At 65.4% G+C, this 20,943-nt stretch carries 17 protein-coding genes and 1 pseudogene; 15 read left to right on the top strand and 3 right to left on the bottom strand.

All coding sequences use genetic code 11. The annotated features are described in order from the left end of the window. The first annotated feature begins 93 nt into the window (after positions 1–93). Entirely contained in the window at positions 94–3,108 is a 3,015-nt protein-coding gene (locus tag ABZW74_RS18050) for a Tn3 family transposase (RefSeq protein WP_355278113.1), read from the top strand. A gap of 68 nt (positions 3,109–3,176) precedes the next feature. Here ABZW74_RS18050 and ABZW74_RS18045 read toward each other — a convergent pair whose 3' ends face one another. Next, positions 3,177–3,602, bottom strand: a complete 426-nt coding sequence (locus ABZW74_RS18045; protein WP_232512637.1) for a TetR/AcrR family transcriptional regulator C-terminal ligand-binding domain-containing protein — start codon at positions 3,600–3,602, stop codon at positions 3,177–3,179. Positions 3,603–3,925: 323 nt separating this feature from the next. On the opposite strand from ABZW74_RS18045, the gene istA reads away from it, so the two are divergent. The 3 genes from istA to ABZW74_RS18030 all read left to right on the top strand — a co-directional run bounded on the left by istA (position 3,926) and on the right by ABZW74_RS18030 (position 7,213). Next, positions 3,926–5,572 carry an IS21 family transposase gene (istA, locus tag ABZW74_RS18040; RefSeq protein WP_029540274.1) on the top strand — a complete coding sequence of 549 codons (1,647 nt, stop codon included), beginning with the start codon at positions 3,926–3,928 and terminating at the stop codon, positions 5,570–5,572. Beyond that, positions 5,569–6,324: an ATP-binding protein gene (locus ABZW74_RS18035; protein ID WP_003937311.1), complete on the top strand. Its 756-nt coding sequence runs from the start codon at positions 5,569–5,571 to the stop codon at positions 6,322–6,324. The genes istA and ABZW74_RS18035 overlap by 4 nt, the downstream gene beginning before the upstream one ends. A gap of 92 nt (positions 6,325–6,416) precedes the next feature. Beyond that, a protein-coding gene (locus tag ABZW74_RS18030; RefSeq protein WP_094980981.1) for an IS5 family transposase occupies positions 6,417–7,213 on the top strand; the annotation gives its coding sequence in 2 pieces (ribosomal slippage) (positions 6,417–6,747 and positions 6,747–7,213; 798 coding nt in all). Between the two features lie 104 nt (positions 7,214–7,317). Here ABZW74_RS18030 and ABZW74_RS18025 read toward each other — a convergent pair. Next, positions 7,318–8,319: an AraC family transcriptional regulator gene (locus ABZW74_RS18025; protein WP_029540275.1), complete on the bottom strand. Its 1,002-nt coding sequence runs from the start codon at positions 8,317–8,319 to the stop codon at positions 7,318–7,320. A gap of 120 nt (positions 8,320–8,439) precedes the next feature. Between ABZW74_RS18025 and ABZW74_RS18020 the strand changes: the two genes are divergently transcribed. The 10 genes and pseudogenes from ABZW74_RS18020 (at position 8,440) to ABZW74_RS17975 (ending at position 19,476) form a co-directional block, all read left to right on the top strand. Further along, a complete protein-coding gene (locus ABZW74_RS18020) occupies positions 8,440–8,760 on the top strand; it encodes a 2Fe-2S iron-sulfur cluster-binding protein (RefSeq protein ID WP_003937313.1) in 321 nt (106 codons plus the stop codon). 23 nt (positions 8,761–8,783) lie between these two features. Beyond that, the gene (locus tag ABZW74_RS18015) at positions 8,784–10,172 is read left to right on the top strand and encodes a cytochrome P450 (protein WP_003937314.1); all 1,389 of its coding nucleotides are present in this window, start codon (positions 8,784–8,786) and stop codon (positions 10,170–10,172) included. After that, positions 10,169–11,371, top strand: a complete 1,203-nt coding sequence (locus tag ABZW74_RS18010) for an FAD-dependent oxidoreductase (protein ID WP_003937315.1) — start codon at positions 10,169–10,171, stop codon at positions 11,369–11,371. The genes ABZW74_RS18015 and ABZW74_RS18010 overlap by 4 nt, the downstream gene beginning before the upstream one ends. A gap of 71 nt (positions 11,372–11,442) precedes the next feature. Next, on the top strand, positions 11,443–12,903 hold the full coding sequence (locus tag ABZW74_RS18005) for a cytochrome P450 (protein WP_003937316.1): 1,461 nt from the start codon (positions 11,443–11,445) through the stop codon (positions 12,901–12,903). After that, positions 12,900–13,625, top strand: coding sequence for a transglutaminase family protein (locus ABZW74_RS18000; protein ID WP_003937317.1), 726 nt, complete (start codon positions 12,900–12,902; stop codon positions 13,623–13,625). Before ABZW74_RS18005 ends, ABZW74_RS18000 begins: the two co-directional genes overlap by 4 nt. Beyond that, positions 13,622–15,151 (top strand): aldehyde dehydrogenase family protein, encoded by a 1,530-nt coding sequence (locus ABZW74_RS17995; protein WP_003937318.1) that lies wholly within the window; start codon positions 13,622–13,624, stop codon positions 15,149–15,151. Before ABZW74_RS18000 ends, ABZW74_RS17995 begins: the two co-directional genes overlap by 4 nt. Then, positions 15,148–15,984 (top strand): SDR family oxidoreductase, encoded by an 837-nt coding sequence (locus ABZW74_RS17990; protein ID WP_003937319.1) that lies wholly within the window; start codon positions 15,148–15,150, stop codon positions 15,982–15,984. Before ABZW74_RS17995 ends, ABZW74_RS17990 begins: the two co-directional genes overlap by 4 nt. A gap of 49 nt (positions 15,985–16,033) precedes the next feature. After that, positions 16,034–17,101: a BtrH N-terminal domain-containing protein gene (locus ABZW74_RS17985; protein WP_003937320.1), complete on the top strand. Its 1,068-nt coding sequence runs from the start codon at positions 16,034–16,036 to the stop codon at positions 17,099–17,101. Positions 17,102–17,175: 74 nt separating this feature from the next. After that, positions 17,176–18,490 (top strand): annotated as a pseudogene (locus tag ABZW74_RS17980) (long-chain-fatty-acid--CoA ligase); the annotation flags it as partial. A 425-nt stretch (positions 18,491–18,915) separates the two neighbouring features. Beyond that, on the top strand, positions 18,916–19,476 hold the full coding sequence (locus tag ABZW74_RS17975) for an integrase core domain-containing protein (protein ID WP_003937322.1): 561 nt from the start codon (positions 18,916–18,918) through the stop codon (positions 19,474–19,476). A gap of 47 nt (positions 19,477–19,523) precedes the next feature. On the opposite strand, the gene ABZW74_RS17970 is transcribed toward ABZW74_RS17975, so the two are convergent. Continuing rightward, positions 19,524–20,210: a TetR/AcrR family transcriptional regulator gene (locus ABZW74_RS17970; RefSeq protein ID WP_008382024.1), complete on the bottom strand. Its 687-nt coding sequence runs from the start codon at positions 20,208–20,210 to the stop codon at positions 19,524–19,526. A gap of 187 nt (positions 20,211–20,397) precedes the next feature. Here ABZW74_RS17970 and ABZW74_RS17965 point away from each other — a divergent pair. Then, a partial coding sequence (locus ABZW74_RS17965) for an MFS transporter (RefSeq protein ID WP_355278132.1) occupies positions 20,398–20,943 on the top strand: 546 nt, incomplete at its 3' end.

Genomic DNA, 20,943 nt, shown 5'->3' with positions numbered 1-20,943 from the left:
TGGTGTTGTGATCGGTTCGGGCTGCGGGCGGGTGCGGTAGGTGCTTGGCTTGGCTGCCGATGAGGTTGGTCGGTGTGCTGGAGGTCGGGTTTCATGGCGACGCAGGTATTCGCGGCTGAGGAGTTGGCGCGTCTGCGGGAGTTTCCAGAAGTCAGCCGCGAGGAGCTGTTCCGGTTCTTCACGCTGACGTCGGCCGATATCGCGTTCGTCGCGCCGGGGCGGGGGCGTGGTCCGGAGGATCAGCTCGGTCTGGCGGTGGCGTTGTGCACGCTGCCGTGGCTGGGGTTCGTGCCGGACAAGGTCGCCGCCGCGCCGCCGGTGGTGGTGGCACGGTTGGCGGATCAGCTGAAAGTCGATGCGTCGCAGATCCGTTCGTACGGCCGCCGGGCGCAGACCCGCACCGCGCATCTGCACCTGGTGGCCCAGTATCTGAGCTGGCAGAGCGCGGGTGCGATGGAGTTGAAAGAACTCGACGAGTTCCTGTTGGCGCGGGCGATGGAGCACGATTCCCCGACCCTGCTGTTTCGGTTGGGGTGTGAGTATCTGATCTCGGCGCGGGTGATCCGGCCCAGCCCCGACACCGTGGTCCGCCGCGTCGTGCACGCGCGTGAGCAGGCCCAACGAGAGACCTACGACCGGTTGGCGCATGAGCTGACGCCGCAACGCTGCGAGGAGTTGGACGGCTTGCTGGTCACCGATGTCTCGATCCGGATGTCTCGGTTGCGGTGGCTGTCGACGCCTCCGGTGGAGGCGTCGACAGCCGCTGTGCGCAACGAGGTCGAGAAGCTGGAGTTCGTGCGCGGTTTGGGCGCGGACACTCTTGATCTGTCGGTGTTGCCGACTGAGCGTCGCCGGTTCCTGGCCATGCTGGGCCGCCGTCTGACCGGGCAGGCGTTGGAGCGTCGCGATCCGCAGCGCCGGTATCCGATCTTGTTGACGGTGCTGGCGCAGTCGGCCGCTGATGTGCTCGATGAGGTGGTGGCGTTGTTCGATCAGGCGCTGTCGGGGAAGTTCAGTGCCGCGGAGAACCGGATGCGCGAGCAACTGGCCGACCGGGCGAAGACCGGGGAGGACCGGCAAGCGCTGCTGGATGACCTCCTATCCATCCTCATCGACCCGCAGATCCCTGATGAGGATGTGGGCGGGTTGATCCGGGGCGGAAGCATCGGGTTGGAGCGGTTGCGTGCGGCGATTGCGCAGGCCCAGCCGCGGTTGCCGCGTGATCACGGGCATCTGGCCGCTCTCGATAGTTCGTATTCGTATCTGAGGAAGTTCACTCCGGCGGTGTTGTCGGCGGTCCGGTTCTCCGGTGGTACGGCGGCGACGGAGTTGCTGATCGCGGTGGACATGCTGCGCGAACTCAACGCGACCGGTCGCCGCAAGGTGTTCGACGACGCACCGGCGGGGTTCGTGCCGACCAAGTGGCGCGGTTATCTCGAGGAGGCCCGCAAGACCGGCAATACCGTTGCCTATCGTCACTTTTGGGAGCTGTGCGTGCTGCTCGGGTTGCGGGACGGGCTGCGTACCGGGGACGTGTTCGTGCCCGGATCACGCCGCTACGCCGACCCGGCCGCCTACCTGCTCACCCCGACCCAATGGGAGCCGCAGCGAGCCGAATTCTGCCGCCTGGTCGACAAACCCGCCGACCCGGCCGCCGCGTTGGCCGCGCTCACCGACGAGTGGTTGACGGCGGTCGGTGAGCTGGAGCAGATGCTCGCCGCCGGTGACGGGCCGGTGCGCTTGGACGAGACCGGTGATCTGGTGATCTCCCCGCTGAGCGCCGAGGACATTCCGACCGAGGCCATCGAGTTGAAGGCCGAGCTGACCGAGATGCTGCCGTTCGCGCCGATCGTGTCGGTGCTGATCGAGATGGACAAGCGCACCGGCTACCTGGATTGTTTCACCCACGCGGGCGGCAAGCAGACGCGGAGCCCGGAGTTGAAACGCAATCTGATCGCGGTGCTGCTGGCGTACTCGACGAACCTCGGTCTCACCAATATGGCTGCGGCGTCGGGGATCTCCTACGACATTCTGTCCTGGACCGCGGAGTGGTATGTGCGGGAGGAGACGCTGCGCGCGGCGAACCTGGCGATCATCGGCTACCACCAGAGACTGCCACTGACCACGGTGTTCGGCACCGGCACACTCTCGTCATCGGACGGGCAGAGGTTCCCGACGCGCGGCAAATCGGTCACCGCCCGTGCGGTGAATCACTTCTTCGCCGAGGAGGGCCTGTCGACCTATACCCACGTCACCGATCAGCACACCACCTACGGCACCAAGGTCATCGTTACCACCCGCCGCGAAGCCCACTACGTCCTGGACGAAATCCTCGGCAACGCAACGGATCTGCCAGTCACCGAGCATGCGACCGATACTCACGGGGTCACCCTGGTGAACTTCGCGCTGTTCGATCTGCTGGGGATGCAGCTGTCCCCGCGTATCCGGGATCTGGGCAAGATCACCCTGTACCGGCCGGTGCCGCGCGCCGAGGCCGACACCCTGTTCCCGCACGCCGGCGCTCTGCTGACACGGAAGTTGAACCTGGACCTGATCGCCGAGCATTACGACGACCTGCTGCGGCTGGCCGGATCGCTGAAGTTCGGGCACGCCACCGCCTCGCTGCTGGTCGGCAAGCTCTCGGCGTCGGGAAGACAGAACGCCCTCGCCGCAGCATTGAAAGAGTACGGGGCGATGCGCCGCACCATCTATGCCTGCCGGTATCTGACCGACCCTGACTACCGGCGCAAGATCTCGCGCCAGCTCAACAAGGGCGAATCCATCCACGCCCTCAAACGTGGCCTCCTCTATGCCCACGAAGGAGCCTTCCGCGCCCGTCACTTGGAAGCCCAGACCGAGCAGGCATGGTGTCTGACCCTGGTCACCAACGCCCTCATCACCTGGACCACCGAGTATTACGGGCTGGCGGTCGAGCAGATGCGCCGGGCTGGGCGGCGCATCGACGAGGAGGTCTTGGCCCACATCTCGCCCGCGCACAGCGCCAACATCAACTTCTTCGGCGCGATCGAGGTCGACATCGACGCCGAGTTGGCTCAGCTCGGACCCACCGGCTACCGGCCGTTGCGGGTCCGCGACACCCTGTTCTGAATCCGAACCGACCGCGCGCCGGGGTGCGCAGACGAGGCGATCGGGCAGCGTGGCAGGGCTTTTGCCGACTACCCGCGGTGGGCGGTGAGGAAGTCGTCGACCAGGCGCGCGCAGTCGTCGTGATCGATGCTGTACAGCCCGGTCAGGCGGGCGAAGACGATCGGGCCCAGGAGTTGGATGATGGCGAAGCTGGTGTCGAGGTCGCCGAGGTGGGCGCGGGCCTCAGGGCTGGTGAGGATGTGGTCGAACGGTTCGCGGTAGCGGCGGATGACCTGGGCGCGCAGGGAGGTGACCGCGCCCGAGTCAGGGGGTGCGCCGGGGTCGGGGGTAATGGATCCCATGGCCAGCCAGGACAGGGTGGTCAGCTGGAGGGGAGCGTTCTCGATCAGGTCGGCTTGGGCGGTGAGCAACGCGATCAACTGCTCGCGCACGGGCCCGTCGTCGGGTGGGGTGTCCACGCGTGGGAGTAGGCGTTCGAAGGTGGCCGCGAGCAGGTGGGTGCTGCTGCCGAAGTGCCGGTAGAGGGTGGTGCGCGCGACTTTCGAGGTGCGGGTGACCGCGCCCGTCCCGGGCTTCTTCGGCGAGGTCGATGCTGAACATGCGGTTGCCCAGGTCCGCGCCTTGCAGGGCGAGGATACGGAGGATCCAGCCGTCGCTGGAACACGGCCGTGTGTTAGGAACGCGTTTCGAGTAGCACGGTTCTGACGATCGGGTAGCGCGAGTATGAGCATCCGGTAGCGGTAGCCGAGGCGATGTGCTCGTCTCGGGTTCACGCGTGGCAATTCGGCTGCGCGTGAACCCGAAACAGGAGGCACGGGTGACTGATTACCGATTGGTGATGTCACAGTTGCTGCAAGGCAGGTCGTACCGGGAGATCGAAGCGATCGCAGGATGCTCGCACCGCACGATCGCCAAAGCGAAGAAGATCTGCGGTGAACGGGAGCTGACCACCGAGGACCAGATCGAGGCGTTGACCGCCGAGGAGATCGACGCCTTGTTCACCGATGGGCGAAAGAACGCCTCAATCGATTTCGTGATGTTCGATGTCGCCGCCGCGGTGAAGAAGCGCTCAGGCAAGAAGAAGCTCCCACTGCGGGTGCTGTGGGCCAACTACCTGGAAACCGAAGGGGCGCCGGGGCAGCGGCACTACAGCTACCAGCGGTTCTGCCAGATCATCGGTGAGTACGTCGAGGTCAACGATCTGACGATGCGGATCGCGCACGTACCCGGGCACACGATGCAGGTCGACTGGGCCGGCACCACGATGGCGATCTTCGACCCGGTCACCGGCAGCAGGACCCGGGTGTCGGTGTTCGTGGCATCGCTGCCGTACTCGGGCATGGTCTTCGCCTGCGGATGCCTGGACGAGAAGGCAGCGAACTGGCTCGATGCCCACGTGCAGGCATTCGAGTACTTCGGCGGCGTCACGCAAGTGGTCGTGCCCGATAACACCTCGACCGCGTCGAACCAGATCACACGCGGGGACAGGGCCCGCGAGGTCAACCACGCCTACCGGGACTTCCTCGAGTACCACCGCACCGCCGCGGTGCCCACCAGAGCGGTGCGGCCCCGCGACAAGGGGCACGTCGAGTCCGGGGTCAAGATCGTGACGAACTGGGTGATCGGCCGACTCGCCGACCGCCGGTTCGCCAGCCTGGACGACCTGGGCGAGGCCATCAACGTCCAGGTCGATCAGATCAATGACCGCATCCCGTTCCGCGGACAGAAGATCAGCCGGCGGGAGTTGTTCGCCGAGCACGAGCAGCCACAACTGCTGGCGCTGCCCGACGCACGGTGGCAGCCGGTGACCTGGAGGAAATCCAAGGTCAACAGGGATTACCACGTCGAGATCGCGACGGTGAAGTATTCGGTGCCCCACACCTTCGCCGGTCAGCTCGTCGATGTGAAGATCACCGGCGAAACACTCGCAATCATGTGCGACGGAGAAGTCATCGCCTCCCATGCCGTCTCCGGGCGCCGGCACTCGTACGTCACCGACCCCGAGCACGTGCCCGCCCAGCATCTGCAATCCTCGGATCTGTGGTCCCGGGCGTACTTCGTGCGCCAGGCCCACAAGGTCGGTCCGTGCACCGTGGCCGCGATCAGCGACCTGCTCGACCGGCAACGCATCGAGGCCCAGGGCTACCGCTCGTGCCAGAACATCCTCGCCCTGGGGAAGAGCGACAAACAACTCCTCGAGCGGGCTTGCGGGCAACTTGTCTCCGAACAGACCCGACGGGCGATCTCCTACACCGCGGTCAAGCAACGCCTGGCGGCGCTGCGGGCCCAGGCCGCCGCACGACCGACCACCGCGGCGGAACCAGCGACTGCTGCGTCGGTAGCGCCACCGGCGGGACAGCGCGACACCACCGGGGCGCATCTGGCCGGGCCCGAGCAGTTCAGCCTTTCTGCCTTGACCGGAGCCACCGGAGCCGACTTGACGGATGAGGGAGGGGCCAAGTGATCGATCGTCACCTCACCGACGCGGACATGCCGTTGTTCACGCAGCTGCGTATGACCGCGTTCGGGCAGACCGTCATCGAGCTGGCCAACGATCCCGCCTGCGACGAGTGGACCTTCTCCCAGAAGATCTTCCACGCGCTGGATAAGGAGATCACGGCCAGACAGGAACGTCGGACCCAGAAACTACTCAAGGCCTCCAGAACGCCAAACCCTGATGCCTGCGTAGAAGAGATCCGTTATCTGGCTGACCGCAACCTCAATCGGGAGCTAATCGCACGGCTTTCCAGCTGTCAATGGATCGAGTCGACCCGCAATCTTGTCGTGCTCGGTCAGTCCAGCGTGGGCAAGACCTATGTGGCTCTGGCACTGCTCAATGCCGCGTGCCGAAAGTACTACAGCGCGAGGTTCTTCCGGCTCGACGATCTGGCCAACCGGCTCGCCGTGTTGGAACCGACCTCGCAGCGGCGGTTGGATTTCCTGACGGATCTGCACAACTGTGACCTGCTGGTCCTGGATGACTTCCTGACGACGCCGGTGGCTGCGCACACCGCGGCCGAGTTGCTCAACATCCTGGCCGCTCGTGAAGGTCGAGGTTCGACTCTGGTGACCTCGCAGTTCGATCCGCCGGACTGGTACAAGTCGCTCCAGGACGCGGTCATCGCCGAATCGATCCTCAACCGGATCGTCGCCGGCGCCGAGATCATCGCCCTGGACGGGCCGAACATGCGCCGACATCTGGCGGACAGCCGATAGTTGGGCGCCGCGGTCGGGCAAGCTAGTATTCAGAGCGTGTCTCACGTGGATGAAGTGGGTTGTGATGCATGATGTAGTTCGTGGTTGACGAGTTGTCTATCCGGTTGGTGCCGGATGCGTTGTGGGAGATCGCCGAACCGCTGATTCCGGCCTTCGCCCCCCGACCGCAGGGTGGTGGCAGTGCGCCGGTCGACGACCGGGCGGTGTTCACCGCAATCGTGTTCGTATTGACCAGCGGCTGCGCCTGGCGGCACCTGCCGCCGTCGTTCGGGGTCAGCGTCCCGACCGCGCATCGCCGCTTCACGGCCTGGGTACGCGCGGGGGTGTTCGAGAAACTGCACCGCGAGGTGCTCGATCGACTCGGCGGCTCGGGTGAGCTGGACTGGTCGGCAGCGATCCTGGACGCCGCGAGTGTCCGGGCGAAAAGGGGGGATCTTTGACCGGGCCCAGCCCGGTCGATCGCGGCAAGAAAGGATCGAAGATCCACGTCCTGTCCGAGGCCGAGGGAATTCCGCTGGTTGTCGGCGTCTCTGCAGCGAACACCCACGACAGCACCATGCTGCGGCCGCTGGTCGAGGCCATTCCCGCGGTCAGGTCCCGTCGTGGGCCGCGACGACGCAAACCGGGTCGCCTGCGCGCCGACAAAGGTTACGACTCCGCCGCTCACCGTTGCTGGTTGCGGGAGCGCCGGATCGTCCCGCGGATCGCTCGTCGCGGCATCGAACGCAACGACCGCCTCGGCCGGCACCGATGGAAGATCGAACGCACCCTCGCCTGGCTCACCGGCTACCGCAGGCTCACAATCCGCTACGAACGCCACGCCGAGCACTTCACCGGCTTCCTGCAACTCGCCGCGGCGCTCACCTGCTTCAAGAAGCTCTCCACATGAGACATGCTCTCAATATGACTCGCTGATCACTGTGCATGTTCGAGGCTGATCCGAAGTCCACCACTTCGCGCAGCCTTTTTTATACCAGCGGCGGGACGGGTAGGTTATTCGTGCCGAAATTCGCGTGGAGAGCGACCAGTCCACCGCTTGAAGGCGTGAGAGAAGTTGGCGAGGTCGCTGTATCCGAGATCCGCAGCGATCTCACTCACCGACATCGATCGGTCGAGCAGCCGCAGCATCGCACGATCACGCAGGAATGATTCGCGCAACTCGCGAAAGGTGGTCCCCTCCTCGGACAGGCGCCGCTTGAGTGTGCTACGGGATATCGAGAGCTCGTGTGCGACCCAGTCGTTACTTCGTTTGCCGGGATCCTCCTCCAGGAGCCGTCGCACCTTCTCCGAGAAAGACGTGGTTCTGCTTCGCTGTTCGAGGGTTTGCTGCAGATCAACGATGGCGAGGCGATAGGCGACGGGATCGGAGAACCTACATACCTCGTTGAGGGTATCCGCGGGGACACGAAGGAATGACGTCGGAGCGTCGAAGTACAGGCGCCCAGCTAGGGCGTCCTCATGATTGGCCAGAAAGTTCGGCGCCGACCAGCTCAGATGGAGGGTGACGGTCGGCACATCGCCAGCGAGCATGTCAAGCAGGCGCAGGAGCGCCGACCCGCTGTACGCGACGACCAGGCAGTTCAGGGCCGGATCGCCTGTATGTGCGCTGAGCCCCACAGTAAGCCCCTCGTCTCTTGGGTGGAACTGTGGGCTGAGGGCCGTCGAGATCAAAGGCAGATAGGTGAGCAGCTCGACGATCTCGGCTACCGAACCTGCACTGACCAGAGGAAAGCTCAACGGGCCAAAGGACGTCAACTGAGCCTGCTCGGCGAACGCGAAGCCGAGCGTAGTTGCCTGGTCGACATCGAGTGCGGGGTACACCTCGCGAAACCACCGTATCGGGGCCTGGATGTTCCGCTGGATCAACGTCGTCTCGTCGATTCCTTCGCGAGCCATGATGTTGCGAAGCCGCGCGACAGCGTCTGAGTCGAGTGCTTGGCTCTCGAGCAATTGCGCGAACATGAGTGGAGGCACACCCTCGTCGTTGAGGTTCACCCTGGTCCCCTTTGAGCCGAATTCACAAGTTTCTGACTCTGCCGAACATAGCCGCCGCGCTCGTCTTCGACAACACTTTGACCAAGTTCACATTGAGGACGACGTATCCAGGAGTTGGCTATGGCAGTTGTCACCTTTGTCTCCCACGATGGCCAGAAGCACGAGGCGCCCATCGAGGAAGGGCAGTCGCTGATGCAGGTCGCGACCAACAACGCGGTGCCCGGCATCGACGGCGACTGCGGAGGCGAAGCCGCGTGCGGTACCTGTCATGTGATCGTCGATCCGCAATGGTCCGAGCAGGTCGGCCTCTCGGGTCCCGAGGAGGAGGAGATGCTCGCGATGAACCCCGAGCGCCAGCCGACCTCCCGGCTGTCCTGCCAGATGGCGGCGTCGGCGGCGTGGGACGGCTTGATCGTCGAACTACCCGAATTCCAGATGTGACGGCGAGAAACGGTTAAGACCTGATGAAGATTCCTGAAGCAATCACCGCCAAGGTTCAGTCGACCATCCCGATGGATCTGCAGATCCAGGGCGCGCATCTGTATGACAAGACCCGGCGATGGGTGACCGGGACGAACGGAGAGAAGCTCTTCGTCGAGAGTCCTATCCCGCCGGTCGAGGACGTCGAGCTCGCCGACATCGACCTCAGCAACCCTTTTCTCTATCGCCAGGGGCGCTGGCAGTCCTACTTCGAGCGCTTGCGCAACGAGGCGCCGGTCCACTACCAGCCCAACAGTGCGTTCGGTCCGTTCTGGTCTGTCACGCGGCATGCCGACATCGTGGCCGTGGACAAGAACCACGAGCTCTTCTCCGCCGAGCCGTTCATTGTCATCGGGGCCCCGCCTCGTTTCCTTGATATCGCGATGTTCATCGCGATGGATCCGCCACGCCACGACGCGCAGCGGGCCGCTGTCCAAGGCGTTGTTGCGCCGAAGAACCTGCGTGAGATGGAGGGGCTGATTCGATCGCGTGTGCAGGAGGTGCTGGACGACCTGCCCGTGGATCAGCCGTTCGACTGGGTGCAGAACGTCTCGATCGAGTTGACCGCTCGGATGCTTGCCACCCTTCTGGACTTCCCGTACGAGCAGCGTCGCAAGCTCGTCTACTGGTCAGATCTCGCGACGTCGCTGGAGCAAGCCAACGGCGGGCCCTCGGACAACGACGAGGTGTTCCCCGGCATGCGCGACATGGCGCGAGGTCTCAGCGCTCTCTGGCACGACAAGGCAGCGCGGATGGCTGCCGGGGAGGAACCCGGCTTCGATCTGATCACCATGTTGCAGAGCAACGAGAACACCAAGGACCTGATCGACCGCCCGATGGAATTCTTGGGCAACCTCGTGCTGCTGATCGTCGGAGGCAACGACACGACCCGCAACTCGATGAGCGGCGGTGTTCTTGCGCTGAACCGCTTCCCCGATCAGTTCGAGAAGCTGAAGGCAAACCCCGACCTGATCCCCAACATGGGCTCGGAGATCATCCGGTGGCAAACCCCGCTGGCTTATATGCGCCGGGTCGCCAAGGCCGACACCATTCTGAACGGGCAGTTCATCCGCAAGGGCGACAAAGTAGTGATGTGGTACGCCTCGGGCAACCGCGACGAGCGCGTGTTCGAACGGCCCGATGAGTTCATCATCGACCGGGCCAACGCCCGCAACCACATCTCCTTCGGCTTCGGCGTCCATCGTTGTATGGGCAACCGGCTGGCCGAGCTCCAGCTGCGGATCCTGTGGGAGGAGTTGCTTCCCCGTTTCGACAATATCGAGGTCGTCGGCGAGCCAGAGTACGTGCAGTCCAATTTCGTGAGGGGCATCAGCAAGATGATGGTCCGCCTCACCCCGAAATCCAGCGCATGACCTCGCAGCGGGCCCTCATCGTCGGGGCCGGCCATGCCGGGGCCCAACTCGCGGCCAGTCTGCGCCAGGAAGGGTGGACCGGTGAGATCGTCCTCATCGGCGAGGAGTCGGCGCTGCCCTATCAACGCCCGCCGCTGTCGAAGGGTTACCTGGCGGGGAAGAGCACGCTCGACGAACTCGCGATCCGCAGCGCCAAATTCTACACCGAGCAGGGGATCCAACTCCTGAATGCGAAGGTGGAGGCGATCGACCGCTCGGCTGGTCATCTCGTGTTGAGCACCGGCGACGCGCTGCCCTACGACAAGCTCGCGCTGTGCACTGGGGCCCGCCCTCGACGGCTTTCCATCCCGGGGGCCGACCTGGTCGGCGTCTACTACCTACGCACCGCTGCGGACGTCGAGATGATCCGAGAGGCCACCAGCCCCGGGTGTCGGGCTGTGATCATCGGCGGCGGCTACATCGGACTGGAGACGGCCGCCTCATTGCGTGCGCTCGGTCTGGAGGTCACTGTACTCGAGGCGACCGAGCGCGTCCTCGAACGGGTCACCGCCCCCGCTGTATCGGCGTTCTTCGACCGGATCCACCGGGAGGAGGGCGTGAACATCCGGACGGGCGCGCTGGTCGAAGCTCTATCAGGTGACGGCAGGGTCCGCGAGGTGTTCCTGTCCAGTGGCGAATCAATTCCCACCGACCTCGTCATTGTCGGTATCGGCGTTGAGCCGAACACCGAGCTCGCCGCCGCCGCGGGTCTGGTCGTCGACAACGGCGTCGTGATCGACGACCAGACCCGGACCAGCGACCCCGACATCGTGGCGGCTGGGGACTGCGCCAGCCATGACATGGCCCGTTACGGCCGTCGCATACGCCTGGAGTCCGTGCCGAGTGCGGGTGAGCAGGCCAAGGTGGCGGCCGCGACCGTCTGCGGCAAGTCCAAGATGATCGCGGCGCTTCCATGGTTCTGGTCGGATCAATACGATCTCAAGCTCCAGATCGCCGGTCTCAACACCGGGTACGACGAAGTCGTCCTCAGCGGCGACCCGACCCGGGACCGCGACTTCACCTGCTTCTACCTGCGTGCGGGCGAGCTCATCGCCGCCGACTGCATCAACCGGCCCCGTCACTTCATGTTCAGCAAGCGGGTCATCACGCAGCGACTCCCCATTGGCCGGACCGAACTGGTGCTCGCAGGCTCTGTCTGAGGTGATCGGTCCCTTGGCGGCGATGGTACGACAACAGCGAGTACGGGCCCACATTTCGGAAAGGAACGTCAGTGACGAACATCATCCAGCTCCCGCTGGCGAAGGGTCGTGAGCGGCTCTCGTCGGTATTCCTGGCACCATTGCCGAGTCGGGCCGACGCGACCCTGCTAGGGGTCAGCGACCAGTGGCCTGTTCGTGAGCTCGCCCCGCCCCCGGCGGGGTCGGGGCTCGAGCCCGTCCGAGGGACCGCGGGCATGCCTCTGCTCGGTCACACCCTGGACTACATCAGGTTCGGCTCCAACTTCACCCGGGCCAGGTACCAACGCTTCGGACCGGTCTGGTGGATGGGCGCCTTCGGCACGAGAATCGTGATGGTGGCGGGCGCGGATGCCACACAGGAGGCGCTGACGACCAAGGCGAAGTCGTTCTCCCAGGACGGGTGGACCTATCTCATCGATGCTTTCTTTCACCGGGGCCTGATGCTGATGAGCTTCGACGAGCACAGGATGCATCGGCGGATCATGCAGGAGGCGTTCACCCGCGACCGGCTCGCCGGCTACGTCGACCAGCTCGGCCCGACGCTGGAGACCAGCATCCGCAGGTGGACAGCGGGCCGGTCCACGCGCATCTACCCACTGTTGAAGGCCCTGACTCTCGACGTCGCAACGGAGGTCTTCATGGCAGGTCGGGGAGGGAGCGAGGACACTGACGCCATCAACGACGCCTTCGTGGCCACCGTGCGCGCAGCCAGCTCGATCATCCGTTTCCCGCTGCCGGGGACTCGGTGGCGCGCCGGAGTCCATGGGCGCACGCTCCTGGAGGACTACTTCACCCGGCATCTGCCGACGGCTCGAAGTGCCCAGGGAGACGACCTCTTTGCGGGGCTGTGCCATGCGCGCACGGCCGACGGTGAGGCGTTCACTGATGAGGACGTCGTCAACCACATGATCTTCTTGATGATGGCGGCCCACGATACCTCGACCATCACCACCACCGCTGCCGCCTACTTCCTCGCCAAGCACCCAGCCTGGCAGGAACGGGCTCGGGCCGAGTCCGACCGACTCGGTGAACGCCGCCCCGACATCGACGACCTGGACTCGATGGCGACTCTCGACCTGGTGATCAAGGAGACGCTGCGCCTCGTGGCGCCCGTGCCGATCGTGATGCGCAAGACGATCGAGAACGTGGAGATTGCCGGACGCCACATCCCGGCGGACACCCTGGTGGCCGTGGCTCCTGCGGTGAACCACTTCGACGAGTCGTGCTGGACCGAGCCCGACACCTTCGACCCCGACCGTTTCAGCGAGCCGCGCCATGAGGACCAGAATCACCGTTTCGGGTGGATCCCCTTCGGCGGAGGAGTGCACAAGTGCATTGGTCTGCACTTCGGCACCCTCGAGGTCAAGGCGATCCTGCACCACATGCTGCGCACTTACACCTGGTCGGTCCCCGACCAGTATGAAGTGAGATGGGACAACACCTCGCTCCCCATTCCTGTCGACGGGTTGCCGATCACCCTGGAGCGCAGATGAATCCGGCACCGGTGGCGTTCTTGGGGGCGACCGACTTCCTCGACATCGAGCACGAGTCCGTCCGGGCATTCACCGCCGCCGCGGTTGGGGATGCGAGCACCGACCGGGACAAGGCCAATCGCCTCTTCACCGCCGTCCGTGACCAGATCTGGTACGACCCCTACACGGTGTCGGACAATCCCGCCCACTATCGAGCCAGCTTCGTCCTCGAGTCCGGGCGCGCCTATTGCGTCCCGAAGGCGGTGCTCTTGACCGCGGTGTGCCGAGCGGCAGGGATTCCGGCGCTGCTGGGTTTCGCTGACGTCCGCAATCACCTGCAGACCGAAGCGCTGCGAGCGCTCATGGGCGGCACAGACCTGTTCGTCTATCACGGCTACAGCCGTCTCTACATCGACGGCCGGTGGTTGAAGGCGACGCCTGCGTTCAACACCGAGTTGTGTGCGCGTTTCGGTGTGCCGCCGGTGGATTTCGACGGTGATCGCGACGCACTCCTGCACGCCTTCACCGCCGACGGAGCCCAGCATATGGAGTACGTCCGCGAGCGCGGCATCTTCGACGATCTGCCTTTGAACGCGATCCTGACCGAGCTTCGGCATACCTATGGACCGTTGATGTTCAAGCGCGCTGACGTGATCGCTGACGCTTTCACCGACACACCCACCAGCCGCACCCAGCCCGACGGGATCTCCGGTGGGTTCCACTCACCCCTGGAGGACCGATGAGCACGGCGACCGCAGCGGACGCCTTGGACGTGTGCAACCCAGCCGATGGCCGGCTGATCGCAACCGTCCCTGTGGATGATCGCGAGACCGTGAACGGTGTCGCGGCTGACCTCCGCTGCGCCCAGGTCGGGTGGGTCGAGGCTGGCCCGCGGCAACGCGCCAGATGGTTGCATCGCTGGCGGGACTGGATCCTGGCTCACACCGACGAGCTCACCGATCTGCTGCAAGCCGAAACGGGCAAGGTGCGCCCAGATGCCCTCGTGGAGACGACCGCGTCGTGCGAATTCATCACCTACTACGCTGACAACGCCGAGAGGTTTCTCGCTGGCGAGCAGGTCAGGTCCTCGAGTCTGTTGAGTCTGCCGAAGCGGCTGTCCAAGACCTACCACCCATATCCGGTTGTCGGGCTCATCACGCCCTGGAACTTCCCGATCACCCTCTTCCTCATGGATGCAGCGCCCGCGTTGGCTGCCGGATGCGCGGTCCTGGCGAAGTCCTCGGAGGAGACGCCACTGACGTGTGCGCGGGTCGTCGAGGGCTGGCACGAGATCGGCGCCCCTCCGGTCTTGGCCCATGTTGTGGGTGCCGGCGAAGCGGGTGCGTCGGTGGTGGACGCCGCTGACTTCGTGCAGTTCACCGGCTCGACAGCCACCGGGCGTGCGGTCGCGATCCGCTGCGCCGAGCACCTGAAGCCGGTGAGCCTGGAGCTGGGCGGTAAGGATCCGGCGATAGTGCTGGAGGACGCCGACCTTGCTCGTGCGGTGGAGGGGATCGCGTGGGGCGGTCTGTTCAACGCAGGGCAGGTCTGCATCTCCGTCGAGCGGGTATACGTGGTAGCTGAGATCTACGACGAGTTCGTGGCCCGGCTGACGCAGAGGGTGCGCTCCCTGGCCCAGGGTGCGGCGACAGGTGACGACGTGGGTGCGATGGTCACTGCGAGGCAGGTCGAGATCGCCGATCGCCACGTCAGCCAGGCGGTGGCGGCGGGTGCGCGGGTCCTGGCCGGCGGAACCCGGAGTGCGGTCGGGAACTACTACGCTCCGACCGTCCTGGTCGGTGTCGACCACACGATGGCTTGCATGACCGAGGAGACCTTCGGCCCCACGATCCCGGTGATGCTGGTCGCGGATGAAGACGAGGCCATCCGTCTGGCCAACGACTCGGCGTACGGCCTGTCTGCGACGGTGTGGACCCGCGACCACGCTCGGGCACAGCGCATTGCGAAACGCCTGGACGCGGGTGCGGTCAACATCAACGACGTCTTCAGCAACCTCTTCGCCACCACACTGCCGCACAGTGGATGGAAGGCATCGGGTATCGGTGCGCGGCTCGGCGGTGCCTACGGGCTGCACAAGTACTGCCGGGTCCAGGCGGTGACCGAGCCGCGGATTCCTGTCCCGGCACGAGAACTCACGTGGTACCCGTACACCTCCCGGCGTGCGGCCATCGCCGAAAGAGTATTGCGCGCGGCAGCCGGCCGCGGCCTGTGGCAACGCCTCGGCCTGAACAAGGAGAACAGCAAGTGACGACGCACATCCCCCACACTGCCGCCAAGACTGTGGCGATCACCGGCGGAGCCCGCGGCATCGGCTACCAGACCGCGAAGGAGCTGATCCGACGAGGCCACCGCGTCGCCATCGGCGACGTCGACGAGGCACGTGCCAAAGAGGCCGCCGTCGAGCTCGGGGTGAAGGTCGTCACCCGCCTCGATGTCACCGATCCCGACTCGTTCCGCGAATTTCTCGACCTGGTCGAGGGGGGCCTCGGCCCCCTCGACGTGCTGATCAACAACGCGGGCATCATGCCCACCGGGCACGCCCACGAGGAAGCCGACGCGGTGACCCGGCGGCAGGTCGAGATCAACGTCCTGGGAGTCATCTTCGGGACCAAACTCGCCCTCCAACGGATGCTGCCGCGGCGTGCCGGGCACATCATCAACACCGCATCACTGGCCGGTGAGCTCGCCGTACCCGGTCTGGCGACCTATTGCGGCACCAAGTTCGCGGTCATCGGGTTCACTGAGGCAGCACGACAGGAATACCGCAAGTCCGGGGTCCAGCTGTCCACGGTCCGGCCTACGTTCACCAACACCGAGCTCGTCGCTGGGACGGCTGGGGCCAAAGGACTGCGCAACGCCGAGCCCGAGGAGATCGCTCGAGCGACAGCCGATCTGATCGAGAATCCGCGTTCTTTCGTGCGTGTCACCCGCCTCGCCGGCGGCATGGTCGCCGCGATGAAGTTCGTCCCCGGTCGGTTGGCTACCTGGCTCGGATCGGCCCTGGGCACGGACTCGGTGTTCCTCGACGACGTCGACATGAGGATACGCCAGGCCTACCTGGACAGAATCCGGAGCAACTGATCCAGTCTTCGAACCCCGTCGTGCGCCGATCCACCGAAGAGGAACTCCTATGCCCCGCAGAACCCTGATCAAGGACTACCCGCATCGGATGGCGGGGCATTGCGGCTCTGGCGCGATGCGCGATCTTCTGCACTGGCATGGTCTGGGGTGGGATGGACCGCCCGACGAAGGTCTGGTGTTCGCGCTCGGTGGCGCGGTGGGGCTATCCTACCTCCGGTCGAGCGACCTCGTCCCACCGCTGTACCTGGTGGGACGAGGTGCCGACTTCGAAGTCGATCTACCCCGCCGACTCGGCGGACAGGTCCACGTTCTCACGACCGACGATCCTCGCGAGGGATGGTCATGGGTTCTCGACGAGATCGAAGCAGGCAGACCCAGTCTGGTGTGGGGCGACATCGGTGAGTTGCCGTACCTGCGGGTCCAGTTGCGGATGAGTCGCCACGATATCGTCGTGATCGGTCACGACGAGGCCGAGGGGATCGCTTTTGTCGTGGACAATGACCGCGCCGAGGTGCAGGAGGTCCCGCTCGATGCGCTGGCTCGGGCGCGGTCCTCGAAGTCTTTCCCGGAACCGACGCGCCACTGCACCTACCGCATCATCTGGCCGGACGCGCTGCCAGACGTGGCGGAAGTAGCGGCAGAGGCATTTCGCCAGTCCGCGGCCAGTATGCGCCGCCCGTCGCAGCCCGGGATCGTCGATCTCACGACAGCGGCGGCCGGGGCCGAGGGCCTAGCTGCGGTCGTACAGCTGGCGGCCGACGTTCGGACCTGGGCCGATCTTCCGATAGACGACCTCGAGATCCTCCTGTTCAGCCTGAGCGCTTTTATCGAGAAGGCAGGTACCGGCGGCGGGCTGTTCCGCCGATTGCTCGCCGATGGCTGCGCGGATGTCGCACGCCTGACCGGCGACTTCGCCACCGCTCAACTCGCCGTCTCCGCCAGCCGTTGTGCGCAGGCATGGACCGAGACTGCACGTGCCGGTATCCGGCGCGACGTTGATGTGCGAGCGCGCGCGGCCGGGATGTCTTTGGCGGCTAGCCGGCTGCCAGAGCTGGAGTTGGACCTGGTCGAGTCCCTGGAGTCTGCTTCAAGCTCGCTTATGGCTGCAGATCGCTGACAGCCCCACTTTTCCCCGGACGCTCGGTCTCCGGATCGCTGTGTTCGAAGGCAACTCTCTCAACAAGGAATGCTATGCAGAGCACGATGATGAACGTCCCGTTGACAACTGCGGCGATTCTGCGCCACGGCTCGAGTGTGCATGGCTCGGCAACCGTGCGGACCTTGCAGCCCGACGGGAGCGTGAAGGTCGCCTCGTTCGCCGAGATCGGACGGCGGTCCGCCCAGTTGGCCAACGCGTTGCGCGGTTGCGGGATCACAGGCGATGAGCGCGTCGCAACCTTTATGTGGAACAACCAGGAACATGTGGAAGCCTACTGTGCGGTGCCCTCGATGGGCGCGGTACTGCACACTCTCAATCTACGCCTCGCCTCAGATCAACTCGTCTACATAGGCAACCACGCCGAGGACCGGGTCGTGATTCTCGACGGAAGCCTGGTCCCGCTGCTGGCCCCCGTGCTGCCGCACATCACCAGTGTGCACACCGTCGTCGTGACCGGGGGGGGTGGACCTCACCCCGCTGCACCGTGACGGGCTCACAGTCGTGGGTTACGAGGAGTTCATCTCCGCTCAGCCCGAGACGTTCGACTGGCCTGACCTCGATGAGCAGTCAGCAGCCGCCATGTGTTACACCTCCGGTACCACCGGGACCCCCAAAGGCGTCGCCTACAGCCACCGGTCGACCTACCTGCATTCGATGGCGGCCTGCGCCGCCGACGGACTGCGAGTCGGCTGCGATGACCGGATCCTCGCTATTGTGCCGATGTTCCATGCCAACGCCTGGGGACTGGTCTATGCCGCCCTCATGGCAGGTGCCGACCTTCTCATGCCTGACCGGTTCCTGCAGGCCGAGCCGCTGGTACGGCTCATCGATGCCCAGAAGCCAACCGTCGCAGGCGCGGTCCCGACGATCTGGAACGACGTGCTGAACTTCGTGGAGGCCAACCCCAGCTACGACATCTCCTCTCTCGGCCTGGTTGCCTGCGGTGGCTCCGCCGTGCCCGTTCACCTGATGGAGATCTTCGAGGAGAAGTACGGCGTACAGGTTGTCCAGGCGTGGGGAATGACCGAGACCTCGCCGCTGGCCACCGTCGCGCGTCCGCCGGCATCGCTCGACACGCAGGAGCGGTGGCGCCTGCGAGCCACTCAAGGCCGTCCGGTTCCAGGTGTGGAATTGAGGATCGTCGGCGACGCGGGCAATGAGCTCCCGCACGACGGCGAAGCCGTCGGCGAGCTGCAGGTGCGCGGACCTTGGATCACCGGCTCGTACATCGGCGAAGAGGATGACGGGGAGAAGTTTCAGGACGGTTGGTTGCGCACCGGCGACGTCGGTCGGATCGATGAACGCAGTTTCGTCACGCTGACCGACCGCACAAAGGACGTGATCAAGCCTCTCTTCAGTCACGCCGCGAACGCAGACCGGGTGGTGCGACATACCCCACGCTGAGTCAGCCGAGAACCTCGCAGGCCAAACCTCGACTGCCGCGCGATCACGGCCACTTGGCGGCCCTGGATACTTCCTGCTGGTACCTGCGAAAATTCCCACCTGCAGTGCTGGCGGCGGTCCGGTTCGACCATCGCAAGGTGTGGGCGATGTGCCGTTGCGACGGGCACCCGGTGTCGCAGGCGACCGTGCTGCGGTGCCTGCGAGACGAGGGTCTGCTGCCGCCAGCCGCAAGGCTGCGTTCGCCGCCGAGCCCACCGGCCCGAATCAGGTGTAGCGTTTGGACTTCAGTGAGTTCGAGACCACCGCTGGCGGGACGTGGCGTATCGCGGATTGCCGGGACTACTGGAGCAAATACGAGCATCCCTGGCATGTGTCGCCGACGGCGAACCAGCACGAACGCGATCACCGCGATCGAGCGCGCTTTGGCCGACTACGAGCAGTCGTACGACCACCCGCTGGCCGAAACGTGCCCACGCGAGCCCGGCCGTGGTCTCGAGCCCGCGGCGACGATCGTGACCTACAACGGCGGCCCGTTCCGGTCGTTCCGCTTCGAGGCGTTCGTCACCGCACACCCCGAACTGCGCCACGTCGGTACCCGAGTCAGGTCGCCGGGCCAGAACGGCTCGCGCGAACGCGGTTTCGGGTCGCTGAAGTACGAGCGACTGTTCCTCGAGGAGATCGATGACGTCTTGGCCGTGGTGAAGCACGCTGACGCCTACCGGGTCGAGCACAACACCGTCCGGCCGCACGAAGCCATCGCTTGGAACCGGCCGATCCAGATCCACCCTGGCCTGGTCGGCCCTCGGATCCCCAACTTTCCCCGAGACCGAAAACCTGCCAACTACTTGACACGGGACACGACGACGCAGCAGCGGCCTCGTCCAGGAGTGTTCGATCAACGGCTCTGGTATCCCTCACACCCGAATTGAGCCAGAGCCGTTGACCCGACCTCCGTACGTGCGGGCTTTTGTCGGTTTTACTTGCGGGTGTTGTGGTTGTGGTGGGCGGTGAGGAAATCGTCGACCAGGCGTGCGCAGTCGTGGTGGTCGATGCTGTGCAGCCCGGTGAGGCGAGCGAAGACGATCGGGCCCAGCAGCTGGATGATGACGAAGGTGGTGTCGAGGTCGCCGAGGTGGGCGCGGGCCTCAGGGCTGGTGAGGATGTGGTCGAACGGTTCGCGGTAGCGGCGGATGACCTGGGCGCGCAGGGAGGTGACCGCGCCCGAGTCAGGGGGTGCGCCGGGGTCGGGGGTAATGGATCCCATGGCCAGCCAGGACAGGGTGGTCAGCTGGAGGGGAGCGTTCTCGATCAGGTCGGCTTGGGCGGTGAGCAACGCGATCAACTGCTCGCGCACGGGCCCGTCGTCGGGTGGGGTGTCCACGCGTGGGAGTAGGCGTTCGAAGGTGGCCGCGAGCAGGTGGGTGCTGCTGCCGAAGTGCCGGTAGAGGGTGGTGCGCGCGACTTTCGAGGTGCGGGTGACCGCGTCGATGGTGACCGCGTCGATACCGCCGGTGGCCAGCAGATGGGTGGCCGCGTCGAGCAACCGTGCCCGCGAGCGCGCCAACCGCGGATCGGCCTGATCGAGATCCGCGTCCTGCTCGCCGGTGGCGGAGTGGGGCGCGGCGGGTCCGGTGCGGGTGTCGGCCTGGTCGCGGGTGGTCATGGTCGGGAAGACCTCCAAGGAAACGGGCGGCGGTGAATGTGTCCGATTTCGACTCTATCGCAACCACTCTCGCCTGTGATACTCATGGTAGCGAAGCGATACCGATGGTTTCGTCGGGTGGGAGGTGCCGGTGAACGCACCGGAAACGACTGACGGTCACAGTGTGCTGGCGCGGGCCGAATGGTGGATGCTGACGGTGTCGTGCCTGGCGGTGGCGCTGGTCGTCGCGGCGATGGCTGCACTGTATTCGGCGTTGCCGCTGATCGCGGTCGCGACCGGGGCGACCCAATCGCAGCTGACCTGGATCGTCGACGGCTACACCCTGATCCTGGCGTGCCTGGTCCTGCCCGCCGGCGCGGTGGGTGACCGCTACGGGCGCCGCGTCGTGCTGATCGCGGGCCTGGCGGTGTTCTCCGTGGCCTCGGCGCTGCCGCTGCTCATGTCGGGGCCGGTGTGGCTGATCGCGGCCCGCGCGGCGGCGGGCGCGGGCGCGGCACTGGTGATGCCCTCGACCCTGTCGATCCTGACCGCGGGGCTGCCCGAAGCGCATCGCGGGCGCGCGGTCGGGGTGTGGGCTGGGGTCGCCGGGTCCGGTGCGGTGCTCGGGATCCTCGGCTCGGGACTGCTGCTGGCGCGGTGGTCGTGGGAATCGGTGTTCGTGGGACTGACCGTGGCCGGGGTGGTGCTGGCCGCGCTGGCGTGCACCATCGCCGAATCCCGCGAGCGGGAACAC

Source organism: Gordonia sp. NPDC003585, from assembly GCF_040610755.1.
GTDB lineage: Bacteria > Actinomycetota > Actinomycetes > Mycobacteriales > Mycobacteriaceae > Gordonia.
Note: the sequence above shows the minus strand (reverse complement) of the source record. Positions and strands in the feature narration are given on the sequence as shown.